This window comes from Pseudomonas sp. KB_12 (assembly GCF_052114545.1).
Classification (GTDB): Bacteria; Pseudomonadota; Gammaproteobacteria; order Pseudomonadales; family Pseudomonadaceae; genus Aquipseudomonas; species Aquipseudomonas brassicacearum.
In genome coordinates, this window is the sequence record NZ_JBFREY010000007.1 from 47,352 (window position 1) to 66,105 (window position 18,754).

The 18,754-nt window shown below is 61.8% G+C and carries 17 protein-coding genes and 5 tRNA genes; 17 read left to right on the forward strand and 5 right to left on the reverse strand.

Annotation, left to right across the window (positions count from 1 at the left end):
- Positions 1-64 precede the first annotated feature (64 nt).
- The 6 genes from AB4Z20_RS06880 to AB4Z20_RS06905 all read left to right on the forward strand — a co-directional run bounded on the left by AB4Z20_RS06880 (position 65) and on the right by AB4Z20_RS06905 (position 6,154).
- Entirely contained in the window at positions 65-373 is a 309-nt protein-coding gene (locus tag AB4Z20_RS06880) for a PepSY domain-containing protein (RefSeq protein ID WP_320389184.1), read from the forward strand.
- The gene (locus tag AB4Z20_RS06885; protein ID WP_134925124.1) at positions 373-684 is read left to right on the forward strand and encodes a PepSY domain-containing protein; all 312 of its coding nucleotides are present in this window, start codon (positions 373-375) and stop codon (positions 682-684) included. Before AB4Z20_RS06880 ends, AB4Z20_RS06885 begins: the two co-directional genes overlap by 1 nt.
- The gene (locus AB4Z20_RS06890) at positions 684-1,352 is read left to right on the forward strand and encodes a response regulator transcription factor (protein WP_063320294.1); all 669 of its coding nucleotides are present in this window, start codon (positions 684-686) and stop codon (positions 1,350-1,352) included. Before AB4Z20_RS06885 ends, AB4Z20_RS06890 begins: the two co-directional genes overlap by 1 nt.
- Positions 1,349-2,662, forward strand: a complete 1,314-nt coding sequence (locus AB4Z20_RS06895) for a sensor histidine kinase (RefSeq protein WP_253476606.1) — start codon at positions 1,349-1,351, stop codon at positions 2,660-2,662. The genes AB4Z20_RS06890 and AB4Z20_RS06895 overlap by 4 nt, the downstream gene beginning before the upstream one ends.
- A 295-nt stretch (positions 2,663-2,957) precedes the next feature.
- Positions 2,958-4,274, forward strand: a complete 1,317-nt coding sequence (locus AB4Z20_RS06900) for a Na+/H+ antiporter family protein (protein ID WP_442089676.1) — start codon at positions 2,958-2,960, stop codon at positions 4,272-4,274.
- 200 nt (positions 4,275-4,474) lie between these two features.
- Positions 4,475-6,154 (forward strand): methyl-accepting chemotaxis protein, encoded by a 1,680-nt coding sequence (locus tag AB4Z20_RS06905; protein WP_253476604.1) that lies wholly within the window; start codon positions 4,475-4,477, stop codon positions 6,152-6,154.
- Positions 6,155-6,424: 270 nt separating this feature from the next.
- Here the strand turns inward: AB4Z20_RS06905 and trhP are convergent, their stop codons facing one another.
- Positions 6,425-7,750, reverse strand: coding sequence for a prephenate-dependent tRNA uridine(34) hydroxylase TrhP (trhP, locus tag AB4Z20_RS06910; protein WP_253476602.1), 1,326 nt, complete (start codon positions 7,748-7,750; stop codon positions 6,425-6,427).
- Between the two features lie 147 nt (positions 7,751-7,897).
- Here trhP and AB4Z20_RS06915 point away from each other — a divergent pair, with 147 nt between their 5' ends.
- Positions 7,898-8,959, forward strand: coding sequence for an AI-2E family transporter (locus AB4Z20_RS06915; RefSeq protein WP_253476600.1), 1,062 nt, complete (start codon positions 7,898-7,900; stop codon positions 8,957-8,959).
- On the opposite strand, the gene AB4Z20_RS06920 is transcribed toward AB4Z20_RS06915, so the two are convergent.
- The 3 genes from AB4Z20_RS06920 to AB4Z20_RS06930 form a co-directional block, all read right to left on the reverse strand.
- Positions 8,956-9,138: a hypothetical protein gene (locus tag AB4Z20_RS06920; protein WP_003203898.1), complete on the reverse strand. Its 183-nt coding sequence runs from the start codon at positions 9,136-9,138 to the stop codon at positions 8,956-8,958. The two genes, AB4Z20_RS06915 and AB4Z20_RS06920, sit on opposite strands and share 4 nt — an antisense overlap.
- 89 nt (positions 9,139-9,227) lie before the next feature.
- On the reverse strand, positions 9,228-9,422 hold the full coding sequence (locus AB4Z20_RS06925) for a hypothetical protein (RefSeq protein WP_003203896.1): 195 nt from the start codon (positions 9,420-9,422) through the stop codon (positions 9,228-9,230).
- A 248-nt stretch (positions 9,423-9,670) separates the two neighbouring features.
- Positions 9,671-9,746 (reverse strand) — tRNA-Asn (locus tag AB4Z20_RS06930).
- A gap of 235 nt (positions 9,747-9,981) precedes the next feature.
- Here AB4Z20_RS06930 and AB4Z20_RS06935 point away from each other — a divergent pair.
- Complete coding sequence (locus tag AB4Z20_RS06935) at positions 9,982-10,209, forward strand: hypothetical protein (RefSeq protein ID WP_018612405.1); 228 nt, start codon at positions 9,982-9,984, stop codon at positions 10,207-10,209.
- 278 nt (positions 10,210-10,487) lie between these two features.
- Here AB4Z20_RS06935 and AB4Z20_RS06940 read toward each other — a convergent pair whose 3' ends face one another.
- Positions 10,488-11,684, reverse strand: coding sequence for an amino acid aminotransferase (locus AB4Z20_RS06940; RefSeq protein WP_253476598.1), 1,197 nt, complete (start codon positions 11,682-11,684; stop codon positions 10,488-10,490).
- Between the two features lie 331 nt (positions 11,685-12,015).
- On the opposite strand from AB4Z20_RS06940, the gene uvrB reads away from it, so the two are divergent.
- The 9 genes from uvrB (at position 12,016) to AB4Z20_RS06985 (ending at position 18,626) form a co-directional block, all read left to right on the forward strand.
- Positions 12,016-14,031: an excinuclease ABC subunit UvrB gene (gene uvrB / locus AB4Z20_RS06945; protein WP_214510500.1), complete on the forward strand. Its 2,016-nt coding sequence runs from the start codon at positions 12,016-12,018 to the stop codon at positions 14,029-14,031.
- A gap of 214 nt (positions 14,032-14,245) precedes the next feature.
- Positions 14,246-15,727 carry a glutamate--tRNA ligase gene (gltX, locus tag AB4Z20_RS06950; RefSeq protein ID WP_442089602.1) on the forward strand — a complete coding sequence of 494 codons (1,482 nt, stop codon included), beginning with the start codon at positions 14,246-14,248 and terminating at the stop codon, positions 15,725-15,727.
- Positions 15,728-15,997: 270 nt separating this feature from the next.
- A tRNA-Ala gene (locus tag AB4Z20_RS06955) sits at positions 15,998-16,073 on the forward strand.
- 79 nt (positions 16,074-16,152) lie between these two features.
- Positions 16,153-16,228: transfer RNA gene (locus tag AB4Z20_RS06960), tRNA-Glu, on the forward strand.
- Positions 16,229-16,281: 53 nt separating this feature from the next.
- Positions 16,282-16,357, forward strand: a tRNA-Ala gene (locus AB4Z20_RS06965).
- 75 nt (positions 16,358-16,432) lie between these two features.
- Positions 16,433-16,508, forward strand: a tRNA-Glu gene (locus tag AB4Z20_RS06970).
- Between the two features lie 181 nt (positions 16,509-16,689).
- Entirely contained in the window at positions 16,690-17,229 is a 540-nt protein-coding gene (locus AB4Z20_RS06975; RefSeq protein WP_014337446.1) for a TetR/AcrR family transcriptional regulator, read from the forward strand.
- Between the two features lie 28 nt (positions 17,230-17,257).
- A complete protein-coding gene (locus tag AB4Z20_RS06980) occupies positions 17,258-18,091 on the forward strand; it encodes an alpha/beta fold hydrolase (protein ID WP_442089603.1) in 834 nt (277 codons plus the stop codon).
- Between the two features lie 85 nt (positions 18,092-18,176).
- Positions 18,177-18,626, forward strand: coding sequence for an acyl-CoA thioesterase (locus tag AB4Z20_RS06985; RefSeq protein WP_320389182.1), 450 nt, complete (start codon positions 18,177-18,179; stop codon positions 18,624-18,626).
- Positions 18,627-18,754 lie beyond the last annotated feature (128 nt).

Below are 18,754 nucleotides of genomic sequence, written 5' to 3' on the forward strand. Positions count from 1 at the left end.
CAGTTTCAGTTAAGTTCACCCCGATACAGTCCCCCCGGTAAAGATTATAAGAAGGAGATAACCCATGAACCGCCTGACTGCCTTTTTCATCGCGACCCTCATGGCACTGGGAACCAGCCTGGTTCACGCACGAGACCTGGACACGGACGAAGCCCGCAAACTGCAAGACGCTGGTACCATCCTGTCCTTTGAAAAACTCAACGCCGCTGCCCTGGCCGAACACCCTGGCGCCACCTTGACCGATACCGAGCTGGACGAAGAGTACGGCAAGTACATTTACCAAGTGGAACTGCGCGATACGAAGGGCATTGAGTGGGATCTGGAATTGGACGCCACCAACGGCAAGGTGCTCAAGAATCATCAGGATACGTAATGAAGCTTAATCTGCGCGCCCATAGTCGATGGGCGCTGGCGCTGCTGGCGTTTTGTTCGCTGGCCGTGGCCCGGGACCTGGATCAGGACGAGGCCCTGCAACTGCGCCAGCAGGGTGTGATCTTGCCGCTGGAGCACCTGCTGCAACAGGCGCTGGACTTGCATCCCGGCGCCAAACTGCTGGAAGCCGAGCTGGAGGAAAAGCACGGCGTCTATATTTATGAGGTCGAATTACTGGACACCGACGGCGTCGTGCGCGAATTGGACCTGGAGGCCGCGACCGGCCGCCTACTCAAAGATAAGGAAGACTGATGCGCCTGCTTCTGGTGGAAGATCATGTGCCCCTGGCCGACGAACTGATGGCCGGGCTTGCACGCCAGGGCTACGCTGTCGACTGGCTCGCCGATGGTCGCGACGCGGTGTACCAGGGCAGCAGCGAACCCTACGACCTGATCATCCTCGATCTCGGCCTGCCGGGCGTGCCGGGGCTCGAGGTGCTCGCCCAATGGCGTGCCGGTGGCCTGAGCACGCCGGTGTTGATCCTTACCGCACGTGGGTCCTGGGCCGAGCGCATCGAAGGCCTCAAGGCCGGGGCCGACGATTACCTGACCAAACCTTTTCATCCTGAGGAGCTGCAGTTGCGGATCCAGGCGTTGCTGCGCCGCTCCCACGGCCAGGTCAACCAGCCGACGCTGAAATCGGCCGGGTTGCACCTGGATGAGAGTCGCCAGTGCGTGGTCCGCGACGGCACCGACATCCAGCTCACGGCGGCCGAGTTCCGCCTGTTGCGCTATTTCATGCTGCATCCCGAGCAGATCCTTTCCAAAAGCCATCTCGCCGAACACCTGTATGACGGTGAGACCGAGCGCGATTCCAACGTGCTCGAAGTCCACGTCAATCACCTGCGGCGCAAGCTGGGACGCAGTGTGATCGAAACCCGTCGCGGCCAGGGTTACCTGTTCGGCGGGCAGGCGCAGTGAGATCCATCCAGCGGTGCCTGAGCCTGGGGTTGATCGGTGTGATGGTGGTGGTCGGCCTGGTCCTGGCACAGACCAGTCTGTGGCTGTTCGAGCTGGGCTTGCAGCGTTACCTGGAAGCCGGGCTGCGCAACGACAGCGAAAACCTGCTGGTGGCCCTGGTGCGCGGCCCACAGGGGTTGCAACTGGATGAACGACGTTTGTCGCCGGCCTATCAGCGGCCGTTTTCCGGGCATTATTTCCGCATCGACTTTGCCGATGTGCACTGGCGCTCCCGCTCCCTGTGGGACCAGGAATTGCCCCGGCTCGACCACCCGGGCCTGCACAGCAACCTGCAGCTGGGGCCTGAGGGCCAGAAGCTGCTGGTGCTGCGTACCGACTATCGACGGCTGGGCCAGGCGATCTCCATCAGCGTGGCCCAGGATTACACGCCGGTGCGTGACAGCTTCCGCCGAATGCAGCAGATCGGCCTCGGGCTGGGGTTGGCGGGGCTGCTGTTGATTCTGTTGCTGCACCGCATCACCGTGCGCCGCGCCTTGCGTCCGCTGGACCGGGCGCGGGAGCAGATTGCCCAGTTGCAGCGCGGGCAGCGTTCGCAACTCGACGAACAGGTGCCGCGGGAACTGGAGCCGCTGGTGGCGCAAATCAACCATCTGCTGGCCCACACCGAGGACAGCCTCAAGCGTTCGCGCAACGCCCTGGGCAACCTTGGCCATGCCTTGAAGACCCCGCTGGCGGTGCTGCAAAGCCTGGCTTCGAACGAGAAGCTCGATCCGTATCCCGAGTTGCGCAAACTGTTGCTCGAGCAACTGGAGCAGGTCCGCCAGCGCCTGAACCGCGAACTCAACCGCGCCCGCTTGTCCGGTGATGCCTTGCCCGGCGCGCACCTGGACTGCGACGCCGAGCTGCCGGGGTTGCTGGCCACGCTGAACATGATCCACGGCGAACACCTGCACCTGAGCTACGTCGCCCCGTCTGGCCTGCACCTGCCGTGGGATCGTGAAGACCTGCTGGAACTGCTGGGCAACCTGCTGGACAACGCCTGCAAATGGGCCGACGCCGAAGTGCGACTGACCATGATCGAGACAGCCGACGGGTTCAGCCTGGCCGTGGAAGACGACGGCCCCGGCATTCCCAGGGATCGCCGCGACCAGGTGTTCAGCCGCGGCACGCGACTGGATGAACAGACCGATGGACACGGCCTGGGCCTGGGCATCGTGCGGGACATCGTCGACACCTGGGGCGGCCTGCTGGCGTTGGACGACAGCGAGTGGGGCGGGTTGAAGGTGGTGATCGAATTGCCCAAGCGCTGACAGCTATTTCATGGCACCCCATCCCTGTGGGTGAGCCTGTGGGTGGGGTGAGCCTGTGGGAGCAAAGCTTGCTCGCGATAGCATTTTTAAAGCCGGCACAGATGTTGTAGGTGACGATGTCATCGCGAGCAAGCTTTGCTCCCACAGGCTCGCTCCCACAGGGGGCAGTGGTGACTGCAAATATTGCGAGACTTGAAAACCCGCCCCACGGCCCTTGCAGCTTGCCGCCGCTTGCTGCAAAGTCGCGACCTTTTTGTCCGGTGGCTTTCCATCGCTGTGCTTTGAGGTAATGATGATAAATGCAGTAATTGCCGCGGTTGGCGTCATGCTGGTGCTCAGCCTGTCCCGCGTGCATGTGGTGATCGCGCTGATTATCGGCGCGTTGGTGGGTGGCCTCACGGGCGGCCTGGGGATCGAGGCGACGCTCAAGGCGTTCAATGCCGGCCTGGGTGGCGGTGCGACAGTGGCGTTGTCCTACGCCTTGCTCGGTGCCTTCGCCGTGGCGATTGCCAAGTCCGGCATGGCCCACGCCCTGGCGGACAAAGCCCTGGCCCTGGTGGATCGCCAGGACGCTGCCGGCGGCACGGGCGTCAAATGGGTGCTGATCGGTCTGCTGGGAACGGTCGCGGTCGCCTCCCAGAACATTTTGCCGATCCACATCGCTTTCATCCCGCTGCTGGTGCCGCCGCTGCTCTACGTACTGACCAAGCTGCAGTTGGACCGCCGGTTGATCGCCTGCGTCATGACCTTCGGCCTGATCACGCCCTACATGTTCCTGCCAGTGGGTTTCGGCAATATCTTCCTCAACGAAATCCTCCTGGCCAACATCGCCCGCAGCGGTGTGGACGTCAGCGGCATCAATGTCACCCATGCCATGGGCATTCCGGCGCTGGGCATGGTGTTTGGCTTGCTGTTGTCGTTGTTCTCCTACCGCAAGAAGCGCGTCTACGACCTGAAGAAAATTGCCCGGGTCGAGCAGGTGAAGGTGAACTACAACCCGCTGAGCCTGATGGTGGCCGGGTTTGCGGTGGCGGCGGCGTTCGCGGTGCAACTGCTGGTGGACTCGATGATCATCGGCGCCCTGGTCGGGTTCCTGATTTTCTCGCTGTCGGGGGTGGTGCGCTGGCGCGAGACTGACGACCTGTTCACCGAAGGCATGAAGATGATGGCGATGATCGGCTTCATCATGATCGCGGCCTCAGGCTTCGCCGAAGTGATGAAGGCCACCGGTGAAGTCCAGAGCCTGGTGGAGTCTTCGGCGGCCTGGATCGGCCACAACAAGGGCATCGGCGCGCTGATGATGTTGCTGGTGGGGCTGCTGGTGACCATGGGCATCGGCTCGTCGTTTTCCACGGTGCCGATCCTGGCGACGATTTTCGTGCCACTGTGCCTGCAACTGGGCTTCAGCCCGCTGGCGATCGTCTGCATCGTCGGCACCGCCGGCGCCCTGGGCGATGCCGGCTCGCCCGCCTCGGACTCGACCCTGGGCCCGACCTCCGGCCTGAACATCGACGGCCAGCACCATCACATCTGGGACACCGTGGTCCCGACCTTCATCCACTACAACCTGCCGCTGCTGGTGTTTGGTTGGGTGGCGGCGATGATGTTGTAGCCTCAATACCGAGTTGCCTCAATCGCGAGCAAGCTCGCTCCCACATTGGAATGCGTTCCCCTGTGGGAGCGAGCTTGCTCGCGATGAGGTCCTGAATCCAACGACCCTGCCGACGGACCGTTCACCTTGCCCTACAGTTTTGCCGTGCGATGCCGTTAATACAGCTAACCACGCCAATAACACCTACAAGAGTGAACAGCATGCGCCTGAGCCTGAAGGCTAAAGTCCTGTCCCTTGCGATACTGCCGGTATTGCTGTCCGCCGTGATCATCAGCCTGACCACGGCTTTCATCTTGAAGGAGCAAGCTAGCAAAGAGGTCCAGCAGACCCGCGAGCGCCTGCTCAGCGAGGCCAAGGCCACGCTGCAGAACTACGTGGCGGTGGGCCTGACCGCCATCAAGCCGCTCTACGATGCCGCCGCGCCTGGCGATAACGAGGCGCGTGCCCAGGCGATCAAGCTGCTGTCGAACATCAGCTACGGCAAGGACGGCTATTTCTTCGGCTACGACTCCGAGACCATTCGTCTGTTCAAGGCCAACAGCCCCGATGGCGTGGGCAAGAGTTTCAAGGACAACCGCGACCCGAACGGTGTCTACGTCAACCGCGACCTGGTGAAAGTCGCCAAGGACGGGACTCACTACCTGGAATACAGCTCGCCGCTGCCCAACAGCAAAGACCTGGTGCCCAAGCTCGGCTACACCGAATACCTGTCCAAGTGGGACCTGGCAGTCGGCAGCTCGGTCAACCTGGACGGCATCGAAGGCCAGGTGGCGTTGGTGCAAGCCACGGTCCATGAACGTCTGCAAGGTGTGATCTTGAGCATCGTCGGGATCGCCGCGGTGGTGTTGCTGGTGATTGCGGTGGTGGGCCTGGTGCTCGCCAACACGATCCTGCGTCCCTTGAACCTGATGAAGGACAACCTCGACGACATCGCCGCGGGTGAGGGCGACCTGACCCGCCGCCTGGCTATCACCAGCCAGGACGAGCTTGGCCAGTTGGCCGGTTCGTTCAACCGCTTCGTCGACAAGATCCACGGCCTGGTGCGGCAGATCACCGACATGACCTCGCAACTGACCGGGCTGGTGACGCAAGTCTCCGAGCAGGCCCAGCGCTCCGAGCAGGCGATGGAACGTCAGCGCCACGAAACCGATCAAGTCGCCACGGCGATCAACGAAATGTCCTCGGCGGCCCAGGAAGTCGCCCGCAGTGCCCAAGGCGCCGCCGTCGCGGCCCAGCAGACCGACGAGGAAGGACAGTCGGCCAAGCGCGTGGTGGCCGGCAGCATCCAGCAGATTCATGCGTTGGTGAACGATATCCGCAGCAGTGGCGTGTCCCTGGATAGCCTGCAGCAGGACGTGGCCTCGATTGTCAGCGTGCTCGGGGTGATTCGTTCGATTGCCGAGCAGACCAACCTGCTGGCCCTCAACGCCGCTATCGAGGCCGCGCGTGCTGGCGAGGCCGGGCGTGGTTTTGCGGTGGTGGCCGATGAAGTGCGGGCCCTGGCCAGCCGGACCCAGCAGAGCACCCAGGAAATCCAGGGCATGATCGATCGCCTGCAATCAGGCACCCACGCGGCGGTGGAAGCGATGCGCCGTTCCAGTGAGGCCGGTGACGGCACCTCGGAACGGGCCAACGAGGCCGGCGCCTCCCTGGACACCATGGCGCAACTGATCGGCACCATCAACTCGATGAACGCCCAGATCGCCAGCGCTGCCGAAGAACAGACCGCGGTGGCCGAGGAAATCAACCGCAGCGTGCATCAGATCGCCGTGGCCGTGGACAGCGTCGCCGACGAGACCCAACTCGGCGCCCAGACTTCCCGCAGCCTGGCCGACCTGGGCCAGCGCCTGGGCAAGCTGGTGGGGCAGTTCCGGATCTGATCCCATCGCAGCAGGAGCTGCCGAAGGCTGCGATCTTTTGCTCTCGATCCAGATGTTTTCACCTGGGCAACCGGGTCTTATAGAGAAAGACGGATCGCAGCCTTCGGCAGTTCTTGCCGTGCACGGCAGACCGTCCCAAACCTGTGGGAGCGAGCTTGCTCGCGATAGCGGTGTGTCAGTCAAATGAATATTGGCTGATCCGACGCCATCGCGAGCAAGCTCGCTCCCACAGTGTTCTGCGGCGCCTGCATTATTGGATCGGTGCCAGTGCTAAGGCTCGCGCACATCGCGCATCAACAACCCGAACCGCAGATCCACCGCATCCGGGATGGGCACGTACACCACGTGCCCATCCCCCGGTGCCACCTCGATGCCCTGGCCTTTGGCGTTCTGCAAGTGATGCAGGTCGAAGTGGAAATTGCCCTTGGGGGTCATCAGTTCCATGTGATCGCCAAGGCCAAAGCGGTTCTTCACCTTTACTTCGGCCAGGCGTTCGCGCCGTTCGCCGGTCAGTTCGCCGACGAACTGCTGGCGCTCCGACACTGAGCTGCCGTTCTGGTAGTTCTGGTATTCGTCGTGCACGTGGCGCCTTAGAAAACCTTCGGTGTAGCCGCGCTGGGCCAGGGACTCCAGGTCGGTCATCAGGCCACGATCAAATTCCCGGCCGGCCACCGCGTCATCGATGGCCTGGCGATACACCTGGGTGGTGCGCGCGCAATAGAAGTGCGACTTGGTCCGGCCTTCGATCTTCAGCGAATGCACACCCATGCGCGCCAGGCGCTCGACGTGTTGTACGGCGCGCAGGTCCTTGGCATTCATGATGTAGGTGCCGTGCTCGTCCTCGAAGGCCGGCATGGATTCTTCCGGGCGATTGGCTTCCTGAAGCAAAAACACCTGGTCGGTGGGCGCGCCGAGGCCCAGGGTCGGCTCGGGCTGATAGCTCTGCACAATGTCGCCCACGGCGTTTTCCACCGCCGGTTGGGCCGAATATTTCCAGCGACAGGCGTTGGTGCAACTGCCCTGGTTGGCGTCGCGCTTGTTCAAATAGCCGGACAGCAGGCAGCGCCCGGAATAGGCCATGCACAGCGCGCCGTGGACGAATACTTCCAGCTCCATGGCCGGCACCTGCTCGCGGATCTCGGCGATTTCCTCCAGGGACAGTTCCCGGGACAGGATGATCCGGCTCAAGCCCTGCTGCTGCCAGAACTCGACGCTCGCCCAGTTCACCGTGTTGGCCTGCACCGACAGGTGAATCGGCATCTGTGGGAAGTGCCGGCGCACCAGCATGATCAGCCCCGGGTCGGACATGATCAGCGCGTCCGGCGCCATGGCAATCACCGGTTCAAGGTCTTTGAGGAAGGTGCGCAGCTTGGCGTTGTGCGGGGCGATGTTCACCACCACGTAGAAGCGCTTGCCCATGGCCTGGGCCTCGGCAATGCCCAAGGCCAGGTTCGCATGGTCGAACTCGTTGTTGCGCACTCGCAGGCTGTAGCGCGGCTGGCCGGCGTACACCGCATCGGCACCGTAGGCGAAGGCATAGCGCATGTTTTTCAGGGTGCCGGCGGGGGCCAGTAGTTCGGGGGCGGCGAGGGTCATGATGGCGTCGGATCGCAAAAGGCGGCGAGGGTAGCCCATGGTCGGCCAGGCCCTATTGATCTGAATCAATGCACGGCGCAAACGAGAAGGCACTCCCACGAGTCCTGGCTGACTAATGTTTATCCCGCCTTTGGACATGGAAAGCTGATGAATCGAAAGATGCTGCAAAACAAAGCCCAGATGTTGCTCCTGGTGCTGGTCACCATTGCGTTCATCTGGATTCTGCTGCCGTTTTACGGCGCGGTGTTCTGGGCGGTGATCCTGGGCATCGTCTTTGCGCCGATGCAGCGCCGCCTGCAGTTGAAATTCGGCTGGCACCGCAATGTCACCTCGCTGTTCACGTTGAGCATCTGCGTGGTCAGCGCGATCTTGCCGGTGATCATCATCAGTACGTTGTTGGTCCAGGAAGGCGCGGCGCTGTACAAGAGCCTGGAAAGCGGAGAACTGGACATTGCCGATTACCTGGCCCGTTTCAAGGATGCCTTGCCGCCGTACTTTCAGCATCTGTTGGACCGCTTCGGCCTGGGCAACCTGAACGGCTTGCGCGACAAGATCGTCAAAAGCGCGATGCAGGGCAGCGAGTTCTTCGCCACCCAGGCCTTCAGTTTCGGGCAGGGGACCTTTCAGTTCCTGGTCAGCTTCTTCGTGATGATCTACCTGCTGTTCTTCTTTCTGCGCGACGGCGCGGAGCTGGTGCGCAAGGTGCGCACGGCCGTTCCCTTGGCCGAACACCAAAAGCGCCGCCTGCAGTTGAAATTCAATCGGGTGGTGCGCGCCACGGTAAAAGGCAACCTGCTGGTCGCCATCAGCCAGGGGGCGCTGGGTGGGCTGATCTTCTGGGTCCTGGGGATTCCAACGGTGTTGCCCTGGGCGGTGCTGATGGCGTTCCTGTCGTTGTTGCCGGCGGTGGGGGCGGGCCTCGTCTGGGCGCCGGTGGCGGTGTATTTCCTGCTTTCGGGGGCGATCTGGCAGGGCGTGGTGCTGACGCTGTTCGGGGTGTTCGTGATCGGCCTGGTGGACAACTTCCTGCGTCCGATCCTGGTGGGCAAGGACACCAAGATGCCCGACTACATGGTGCTGGTCTCGACACTGGGCGGGCTGGCGGTGTTCGGGCTCAATGGCTTCGTGATCGGGCCGCTGATCGCCGCGCTGTTCATGTCGAGTTGGGCCCTGTTCGTCGAAACCACACCGCGGGTGCAGTTGCCTTAGGCGCTCAGCAGGTAGGGGCCAATACGTTGCGACAGGGCCTGGGCGGCGGGCAGTGAAGTCAGCGGGCCGCTGATGGTTACGCCGTCTTGCACCAGATACCAGCAGGCCAGCAACCCGAGCTCCCGGAGTGGGGCGGGGACGGCGCTGCCAATGACAGACATGATTTGAACCTTGGGCATGGGAAACCTCCATCAATCGATGGGGTTACCTTACGACTCAGTGGGGGTAACGAAAAATCAACCGGCTCAATAGTAGGAATCGATGCCGCTCAATCGACGACCAGATCGAGCATGTGCACCACTTCCTGCTCGTTGAGCAGGCCCTTGCGCACCAGGTTTTCCGCCAGCAGGGAAAGGAACTTGGCGCTGCGGTGGCCTTCCAGTTGCTTGAGTTCGGTCAGCACGTTGTACACCTTGCTGGAGGTGCACAGGCCGACGATGCGATGGGGGTTTTGTGTGGGCATACCTTCGTCCTTGTTTTTATGAAGCTGTTGTTGGCGGACAGAGCCAGTTTGCGGCCCGGTCATGACGCTCACGTGACAGCTTGGGTTGTTGGAGAAAAGAAAGCAGGATCCGGACCATAATGCCTTTTTGGCGCCGGATTATTGTTCCGGTAGCGACCTCGGCCAGGCATATACGGCCATTAGTCTATTTTTTACCCACAAAAAAGCCCCTGGATCTTTCGATTCAGGGGCTTTTGTTTGTTGCTGTCTGGCTCCACGACCTGGACTCGAACCAGGGACCCAGTGATTAACAGTCACTTGCTCTACCAACTGAGCTATCGCGGAATGGCGCGTATGTTACTGATTGGCAAAGAGAAGTCAAGCGTCCATTGCCGGACGGCGCATTCCTGGTGCCCTTTGACGGTCAATCAACGATTGGCAGTTACCGCCAGGGCAGGAGAGGACTACCATGGTCGCCCGGAAGTGGCAGGACGCGCTGCCGGCCATTCGCCGACATTAAGGTACGCGCCATGAACCACCTGTTACCCCTTCTCTGTGTCCGCCGCGCCGAGGTGCTCTTGTGAGTACCGCTCAGATCAGCTTACCCAAGGGCGTGGGGCCTCATGCCGAGAAACTGTACGACGCCATCACCCAGGCCAGCACCGCTGAAGAACTGAACCGCGCCGGCGGCAAGGCCGAGGGCTTTGTCCTGGGGCTGGAAAGCACCAAGGCGATCAAGAGCCAGGTGGCCGAGTCGTTGTATGTCATTTATGACGATGCGGCGAGCCAGCGGGCGACGGAGTTGTAGCCTCACCGAGAGTCGTGCCAGATGCTTTTGTGGCCTTGCTTTGGTGGTTTTGCTTTGGTGGTTTTGCTTTTGTGGCGAGGGAGCTTGCTCCCGCTGGGCTGCGAAGCAGCCCCAAAACAGTCAACTCACTCAGCCTGACACACCGAGTTGCCTGGTTTAGGGCCGCTTCGCACCCCAGCGGGAGCAAGCTCCCTCGCCACAGAAGCAGGCCACAGAAGCATCAGGCCAAAAAAAACGGGAAGCCAATGGCTTCCCGTTTTTCATCCAGCGCCGAGGCGTCAGATCACCTGGACGATGGCCTTGGTCACCGCATCGATGTTGTTCTGGTTCAGCGCGGCCACGCAGATACGACCGGTGTCCAGGGCATAGATGCCGAACTCGTTGCGCAGGCGCGTCACTTGTTCAACGGTCAGGCCGGAGTAGGAGAACATCCCGCTCTGGCGTGCGACGAAGCTGAAGTCGTGGTGCGGGGCGGCCTTGGCCAGCATGTCCACCATCTGGACGCGCATGCCGCGAATGCGCAGGCGCATTTCGGCCAGCTCGGCTTCCCACTGGGCCCGCAGTTCCGGGCTGTTGAGCACGGCGGCAACGATACTGGCGCCGTGGGTCGGTGGGTTGGAGTAGTTGGTGCGGATCACGCGCTTGACCTGGGACAGCACGCGGGCACTTTCTTCTTTCGATTCGCTGACGATCGACAGGGCGCCGACGCGCTCGCCGTACAGCGAGAACGACTTGGAGAACGAGCTGGAGGCAAAGAAGGTCAGGCCCGACTCGGCGAACAGGCGCACGGCCGCCGCGTCTTCGTCGATACCGGTGCCGAAGCCCTGGTAGGCCATGTCCAGGAACGGAACGTGGTTCTTGGCCTTGACCACGGCCAGCACGTTTTTCCAGTCTTCCGGGCTCAGGTCCACGCCGGTCGGGTTGTGGCAGCAGGCGTGCAGCACAACGATCGAGCGGTCGGGCAGGGCGTTGAGGTCTTCCAGCAGGCCGCTGCGGTTCACGTCGTGGGTGGCGGCGTCGTAGTAGCGGTAGTTCTGCACCGGGAAGCCGGCGGTTTCGAACAGGGCGCGGTGGTTTTCCCAGCTTGGGTCGCTGATGGCGACGACGGCATCAGGCAGCAGTTGCTTGAGGAAGTCGGCACCGATCTTCAGTGCACCGGTGCCGCCCACGGCCTGGGTGGTAATGACGCGACCGGAGGCGATCAGCGGCGAATCCTTGCCGAACAGCAAGGTCTGCACGGCCTGGTCGTAGGCGGCAATGCCGTCGATCGGCAGGTAGCCACGGGAAACGTGCTGAGCCACGCGAGCCGTCTCGGCCTCGACAACGGCGCGCAGGAGTGGAATACGCCCCTCTTCATTGCAGTAAACACCTACACCCAGGTTGACCTTATTGGTACGGGTGTCGGCGTTGAAAGCTTCGTTGAGGCCCAGGATGGGGTCGCGGGGTGCCAATTCGACAGCGGAAAACAGGCTCATTATTGCGCGGCTCTAATGGAGAGTGAGGGGAGATGTGGCGCTCCAGCCGAATGCACTAGAGCGGTGCACAAACGGGGAGCTAGTATAGAGGCCATCACCCGGCACGGCGACAGGCGATTCGGTTTTTACGCTAAGTTTTTACGATTTTTTTCGACCGTTAGTCCTCTCGCCGCGTCAAAGTCTTCAAGGCGTGTAGGACGTTCGTCTTGAAAGCGAAGGCATTCACCTCCACATTGTGTGCATTCCAGTTTTTTCCTCGGGCGACATCAGTCGTTTCGGTCTTTCTCGTTCCTGTCGGCTGGCCGACAGGGGTGAATCCAGAGGTTATGTCATGTCTGAATTCCAGCTAGTCACCCGCTTCCAGCCCGCCGGCGATCAGCCGGAAGCCATCCGCCTGATGGTCGAGGGCATCGAGGCCGGGCTGGCGCACCAGACGCTGCTCGGTGTGACCGGCTCGGGCAAGACCTTCAGCATTGCCAACGTGATCGCCCAGATTCAGCGCCCGACCCTGGTGCTGGCGCCGAACAAGACCCTGGCGGCGCAGCTGTACGGTGAGTTCAAGGCGTTTTTCCCGAATAACGCCGTGGAGTACTTCGTTTCCTACTACGACTACTACCAGCCCGAGGCCTACGTGCCGTCGTCGGACACCTTCATCGAGAAGGATGCCTCGATCAACGACCACATCGAACAGATGCGACTGTCGGCGACCAAGGCCTTGCTCGAGCGCAAGGACGCGATCATCGTCACCACGGTGTCGTGCATCTACGGTCTGGGCAGCCCGGAAACCTACTTGAAGATGGTGCTGCACGTGGACCGTGGCGACAAACTCGACCAGCGCGCCTTGCTGCGGCGCCTGGCGGACTTGCAGTACACCCGCAACGACATGGATTTCGCCCGGGCGACGTTCCGGGTGCGTGGCGATGTGATCGACGTCTACCCGGCGGAATCGGACTTGGAAGCGATCCGCATCGAGCTGTTCGACGATGAAGTGGAGAGTCTCTCGGCGTTCGACCCGCTGACCGGCGAAGTGATCCGCAAGTTGCCACGCTTCACCTTCTACCCCAAGAGCCACTACGTGACGCCCCGGGAAACCCTGCTGGACGCCATCGAAGGGATCAAGGTCGAGTTGCAGGAGCGCCTGGAATACCTGCGTTCGAACAACAAGTTGGTGGAAGCCCAGCGCCTGGAGCAGCGGACCCGGTTCGACCTGGAGATGATCCTGGAGCTGGGCTACTGCAACGGCATCGAAAACTACTCGCGCTACCTGTCGGGCCGTCCGGCGGGCGCGCCACCGCCCACCTTGTATGACTACCTGCCGGCCGATGCCTTGCTGGTCATTGACGAATCCCACGTCAGCGTGCCCCAGGTCGGCGCCATGTACAAAGGCGACCGTTCGCGCAAGGAAACCCTGGTGGAGTACGGCTTCCGCCTGCCCTCGGCGCTGGACAACCGACCGATGCGCTTCGACGAATGGGAAAGCGTGAGCCCGCAGACGATTTTTGTCTCGGCCACCCCCGGCAACTACGAGGCTGAGCATGCCGGCCGCGTGGTCGAGCAAGTGGTGCGGCCGACCGGGCTGGTGGACCCGCAAGTCGAGGTGCGCCCGGCGTTGACCCAGGTCGATGACCTGCTCTCGGAAATCTCCAAGCGCGTGGCGGTGGAGGAGCGGGTGCTGGTCACCACGCTGACCAAACGCATGGCCGAAGACCTCACCGACTACCTGGCCGACCATGGTGTGCGGGTGCGCTACCTGCACTCGGACATCGACACCGTGGAGCGGGTCGAGATCATCCGCGACCTGCGCCTGGGCACCTTCGACGTGCTGGTGGGCATCAACCTGCTGCGCGAAGGCCTGGACATGCCGGAAGTGTCGCTGGTGGCGATTCTCGACGCCGACAAGGAAGGTTTCCTGCGTTCCGAGCGTTCGTTGATCCAGACCATCGGCCGCGCGGCGCGTAACCTCAATGGCCGGGCAATTCTGTATGCCGACCGCATCACCGGCTCCATGGAACGGGCCATCGGTGAGACCGAGCGCCGTCGCGACAAGCAGATCGCCTTCAACCTGGCCAACGGCATCACCCCCAAGGGCGTGTTCAAGGACGTCGCCGACATCATGGAGGGCGCCACCGTGCCCGGCTCGCGCAGCAAGAAGCGCAAGGGCATGGCCAAGGCGGCCGAAGAGAGCGCTCGTTACGAGGCCGAACTGCGCTCGCCGAGCGAAATCACCAAGCGCATCCGCCAGTTGGAAGAGAAAATGTACCAGCTGGCCCGGGACCTGGAGTTCGAGGCGGCGGCGCAGTTGCGTGATGAGATTGGCAAGTTGCGTGAGCGGTTGCTGGCTGTCTGAGGTTCTTTGGCGGCTTCAAGGGCCTCATCGCGAGCAAGCTCGCTCCCACAGTTTGATCGAGTCCCCCTGTGGGAGCGAGCTTGCTCGCGATGGGCGCGACTCGGTCTGACGACTGGCGACACAAATCCCGCTCTCACTGGAGCCCGCCCGCCATCGCCTGTTACCATTCGCCCCCTGTTTGATCTTCGCTTTTATATTCTTTCCGAGACATGCCATGACCACCGTCCGCACCCGCATCGCGCCTTCGCCCACTGGCGATCCCCATGTCGGCACCGCCTACATCGCTTTGTTCAACTATTGCTTTGCCAAGCAGCATGGCGGCGAGTTCATCCTGCGGATCGAGGACACCGACCAGTTGCGTTCGACCCGCGAGTCCGAACAGCAGATCTTCGACGCCCTGCGCTGGTTGGGGATCGACTGGAGCGAAGGCCCGGACGTCGGCGGCCCGCACGGTCCGTATCGCCAGAGCGAGCGTGGTGACATCTACCAGCAGTATTGCCAGCAACTGGTGGACATGGGGCATGCGTTCCCGTGTTTCTGCACCGCCGAAGAGCTGGACCAGATGCGCGCCGAGCAAATGGCCCGCGGTGAAACCCCGCGTTACGACGGCCGGGCGCTGCTGCTGTCCAAGGAAGAAGTCGGCCGTCGCCTGGCGGCCGGTGAGCCCCATGTTATCCGCATGAAAGTGCCGAGCGAAGGCGTCTGCGTGGTGCCGGACATGCTGCGTGGCGATGTCGAGATCCCGTGGGACCGCATGGACATGCAAGTGCTGATGAAGACCGACGGCCTGCCGACGTACTTCCTGGCGAACGTGGTCGACGATCACCTGATGGGCATCACCCACGTCCTGCGCGGTGAAGAATGGCTGCCATCGGCGCCGAAACTGATCCTGCTCTACGAATACTTCGGCTGGGAGCAACCGCAGTTGTGCTACATGCCGCTGCTGCGTAACCCGGACAAGAGCAAGCTGTCCAAGCGCAAGAACCCGACCTCGGTGACGTTCTACGAGCGCATGGGCTTCATGCCCGAGGCGATGCTCAACTACCTGGGGCGCATGGGCTGGTCTATGCCGGACGAGCGCGAGAAGTTCTCGCTGCAGGAAATGGTCGAGCATTTCGATCTGTCGCGCGTGTCCCTCGGCGGGCCGATCTTCGACGTCGAGAAACTGTCGTGGCTCAACGGCCAGTGGCTGCGGGACCTGCCGGTCGAAGAGTTCGCCGCACGTGTGCAGAAGTGGGCATTGAACCCTGAGTACATGATGAAGATCGCGCCCCATGTGCAGGGCAGGGTAGAGACCTTCAGCCAGATCGCCCCGCTGGCCGGCTTCTTCTTCGCCGGTGGCGTGACGCCGGATGCGAAGTTGTTCGAATCCAAGAAGCTTTCGGGCGACCAGGTGCGCCAGTTGATGCAACTGATCCTGTGGAAGCTCGAAAGCCTGCGTCAGTGGGAGAAGGACAGCATCACCGCGACCATCCAGGCCGTGGTCGAGTCGCTGGAGTTGAAACTGCGCGATGCCATGCCGCTGATGTTCGCCGCCATTACCGGCCAGGCCAGCTCGGTGTCGGTGCTCGATGCGATGGAAATCCTCGGTCCGGACCTGACCCGTTTCCGCCTGCGCCAGGCCATCGATCTGCTCGGTGGCGTGTCGAAGAAGGAAAACAAGGAGTGGGAAAAACTGTTGGGCGCGATCGCCTAAATGGCCTGTAGGAGCTGTGTAGGAGCTGTCGAGCGAAGCGAGGCTGCGATCTTTTGATCTTTCGCTTGAGATTCAAATAGCTGGGGGAAGATCGCAGCCTCGTTGCACTCGTCAGCTCCTACACAGCTCCTACGGAACAGGCGAGGCCCCAGTTTTATTGGGGAAGGTGGTAAGTGATTGTTATCCCGGCAAAAAATTTTCAAATTTGTTGAAAATAAATTTGACAGCCCTCCGATACGCCCTTAAGATTCGCCCCGTCCTCAGCGATGAGGGGCTATAGCTCAGCTGGGAGAGCGCTTGCATGGCATGCAAGAGGTCGACGGTTCGATCCCGTCTAGCTCCACCAATTTACACTTCAAGGCCTGGCCACACCGGTCTTGAAGCGATCAACGCTCAGCGTTGATCAGTTGTATAGAAGGGTTTGCGTCCCCTTCGTCTAGTGGCCTAGGACACCGCCCTTTCACGGCGGTAACAGGGGTTCGAGTCCCCTAGGGGACGCCAGTTTTACAGAAGCGATGTTGCAAGATGTCGCTCCGCCGCGAGGCGAAAAATCTGGGGCTATAGCTCAGCTGGGAGAGCGCTTGCATGGCATGCAAGAGGTCGACGGTTCGATCCCGTCTAGCTCCACCAATTACAGGTTCGAGGTCCGGCCACACCGTCCTTGAATCGATCAGTTCTCAGCGCTGATCAAGTCAGAAGGTTTGTGTCCCCTTCGTCTAGTGGCCTAGGACACCGCCCTTTCACGGCGGTAACAGGGGTTCGAGTCCCCTAGGGGACGCCACGATTACCCGCTCTGCGGGATTTTATAAGGGTCATTCAATTCTTGAATGGCCCTTTTGTTTGTCTGGCGTTCGGCCAATTCCCTTATCCTTGAAAATAGACTTCTGACCGGCGGTCAACATTTCCGCTTGCGGAAAATTATTATAGGAATAATATTTCAGTCGTAATATTCGGAGGCGACGATGAGCGATAAAAAGGCACAAACCCGTGAGCGCATTCTCAAGGCTGCCAGCGATGCGCTGATCCAGCGTGGGCCGGCTGAGCCGAGCGTGGGCGAGGTGATGGGCGCGGCCGGGCTGACCGTGGGCGGTTTTTATGCCCATTTCGAAAGCAAGGATGCCTTGATGCTGGAGGCATTCAAGCAATTGCTCAATCGGCGCCGCGGCTTGATCGCCGACATGGACGGCGAACTGACAGGCGAAGAGCGGCGCGCTCTTGTGGCGGCGTTCTATCTGTCTCGCAAGCACCGTGATTCCACTGAACACGCCTGCCCGATCCCCGCGTCGGTCGGCGAGCTCGGCCGGCTGCCGGATGCGTTTCGTGAAGTGCTCAATGAGCATATCGAGTTGATGGTCGCGCAATTGGCGGCCAGCCCGGAGGACGCCGACAAGGCCCTGGGCGATATCGCCTTGATGGTGGGCGGCCTGGCCCTGGCGCGAGCGCTGGGCCCTGGAGAGTTATCGGATCGTTTGCTGCGCGCCGCCAAGTCGGCGGTGCGATGAGCTAAGGCGCAAGCCCTGGAGATGAGCGATGAACAGGTTGAGCTGGATTCGTAGCGTCAATGGCACGCTGGGTTGGGTGGCTCCGCGCCTGGTGGCCAAACAGATGCGTTCGCTGTTCATGCGCCCGCGCAACTTGCCGCCGCGGGATTGGGAGCTGCCGCCGCTGGCCTCGTCCGAGCGTATCACCTTGCGCTTCGGTCTCTCGGCCTTGCGCTGGGGCAAAGGCCCGGCAGTCTTGCTGATGCATGGCTGGGAAGGGCGGCCGACTCAGTTCGCGGCGCTGATCACGGCCCTGGTGGACGCCGGTTACACGGTGGTGGCGCTGGACGGTCCGGCCCATGGTCGCTCACCGGGTCGCGAGGCGAATGTCCTGTTGTTTGCCAGGGCCATGCTCGAAGCCGCCGCTGAGCTGCCGCCGTTGCAGGCCGTGATCGGGCATTCCATGGGCGGCGCCAGTGCCCTGTTGGCCGTCCAGTTGGGGTTGCGTACCGAGACGCTGGTCAGCATCGCCGCCCCCGCCCGCATTCTTGGGGTGCTGCGCGGTTTCTCCCGGATGATGGGCCTGCCACCCAAGGCGCGTTCGGCGTTCATTCGCCAGGTGGAAAGCGATGTGGGCATGCCTGCCTCGAAGATGGACGTCGCGCATTACCAGCTGGACGTGCCGGGGTTGATCGTCCATGCCGAGGACGACACGTCGGTTTCGGTGAGGGAGTCGCAGTTGATTCATGAAGCCTGGTTCGACAGTCGTTTGCTGCGACTGCCACAGGGCGGGCACCAGCGGGTGCTGGCCGATCCACGGGTCATTGATGGGGTGTTATCACTGCTGGCCGGGCGCAGCCTGCAGGCGCGGCAATCGGCTTGATCTGTGGGAGCAAGGCTTGCCCGCGATGGCGGTCGAGCTAGGATCCGTTACACTGCCCCGATCCAAATTCGACCAGGAGAGGGGCATGGGCTGGGATCGCGCAACACCGTTCATTATTGATCTTCAGGTCAATGCCGAAGACATCGACGGGCTGGGCCACGCCAACAACGCGGTGTACGTCAGCTGGCTCGAGCGCTGCGCCTGGCGCCATTCCCAGCGCCTGGGCCTGGATCTGGTGGAATACCGGCGCCTCGACCGGGCCATGGCAGTGGTGCGGCATGAAATCGATTACCTGGCGGCCGCCTATGAAGGCGATGAGCTGCAATTGGCGACCTGGATCGTCGACTGGGACCAGCGGTTGAAGATGACTCGGCATTTCCAGCTGGTCCGTCCCAGCGACAACGCCACGCTGCTGCGGGCCCAGACCACCTTCGTCTGCATCGAATTGTCCACCGGCAGGCCCAAGCGCATGCCGCCGGAATTCATCGAAGGTTATGGTCCTGCGTTGAAACCATCCGGAGTCCTCACCGACTGACCCACCGTAATCGCGAGCAGGCTCGCTCCCACAAGGGATTTGTGGTGAGCGCAGGATTTTTGAACGCTCGAGACCCCTGTGGGAGCGAGCCTGCTCGCGAAGACGGCAGCACATCCACCATCCCTGCA

What these genes read in the sequence shown, in the direction of transcription:
- AB4Z20_RS06885 (WP_134925124.1), top strand. Translation starts at nt 373, where the DNA reads ATGAAGCTTAATCTGCGCGCCCATAGTCGATGGGCGCTGGCGCTGCTG.
- AB4Z20_RS06925 (WP_003203896.1), bottom strand. Translation starts at nt 9,422, where the DNA reads ATGCCCACACAAAACCCCCATCGCATCGTCGGCCTGTGCACCTCCAGC.
- AB4Z20_RS06920 (WP_003203898.1), bottom strand. Translation starts at nt 9,138, where the DNA reads ATGCCCAAGGTTCAAATCATGTCTGTCATTGGCAGCGCCGTCCCCGCC.
- AB4Z20_RS06890 (WP_063320294.1), top strand. Translation starts at nt 684, where the DNA reads ATGCGCCTGCTTCTGGTGGAAGATCATGTGCCCCTGGCCGACGAACTG.
- AB4Z20_RS06940 (WP_253476598.1), bottom strand. Translation starts at nt 11,684, where the DNA reads ATGAGCCTGTTTTCCGCTGTCGAATTGGCACCCCGCGACCCCATCCTG.
- AB4Z20_RS06915 (WP_253476600.1), top strand. Translation starts at nt 7,898, where the DNA reads ATGAATCGAAAGATGCTGCAAAACAAAGCCCAGATGTTGCTCCTGGTG.
- gltX (WP_442089602.1), top strand. Translation starts at nt 14,246, where the DNA reads ATGACCACCGTCCGCACCCGCATCGCGCCTTCGCCCACTGGCGATCCC.
- AB4Z20_RS06975 (WP_014337446.1), top strand. Translation starts at nt 16,690, where the DNA reads ATGAGCGATAAAAAGGCACAAACCCGTGAGCGCATTCTCAAGGCTGCC.
- AB4Z20_RS06905 (WP_253476604.1), top strand. Translation starts at nt 4,475, where the DNA reads ATGCGCCTGAGCCTGAAGGCTAAAGTCCTGTCCCTTGCGATACTGCCG.
- AB4Z20_RS06980 (WP_442089603.1), top strand. Translation starts at nt 17,258, where the DNA reads ATGAACAGGTTGAGCTGGATTCGTAGCGTCAATGGCACGCTGGGTTGG.
- AB4Z20_RS06985 (WP_320389182.1), top strand. Translation starts at nt 18,177, where the DNA reads ATGGGCTGGGATCGCGCAACACCGTTCATTATTGATCTTCAGGTCAAT.
- trhP (WP_253476602.1), bottom strand. Translation starts at nt 7,750, where the DNA reads ATGACCCTCGCCGCCCCCGAACTACTGGCCCCCGCCGGCACCCTGAAA.
- AB4Z20_RS06880 (WP_320389184.1), top strand. Translation starts at nt 65, where the DNA reads ATGAACCGCCTGACTGCCTTTTTCATCGCGACCCTCATGGCACTGGGA.
- uvrB (WP_214510500.1), top strand. Translation starts at nt 12,016, where the DNA reads ATGTCTGAATTCCAGCTAGTCACCCGCTTCCAGCCCGCCGGCGATCAG.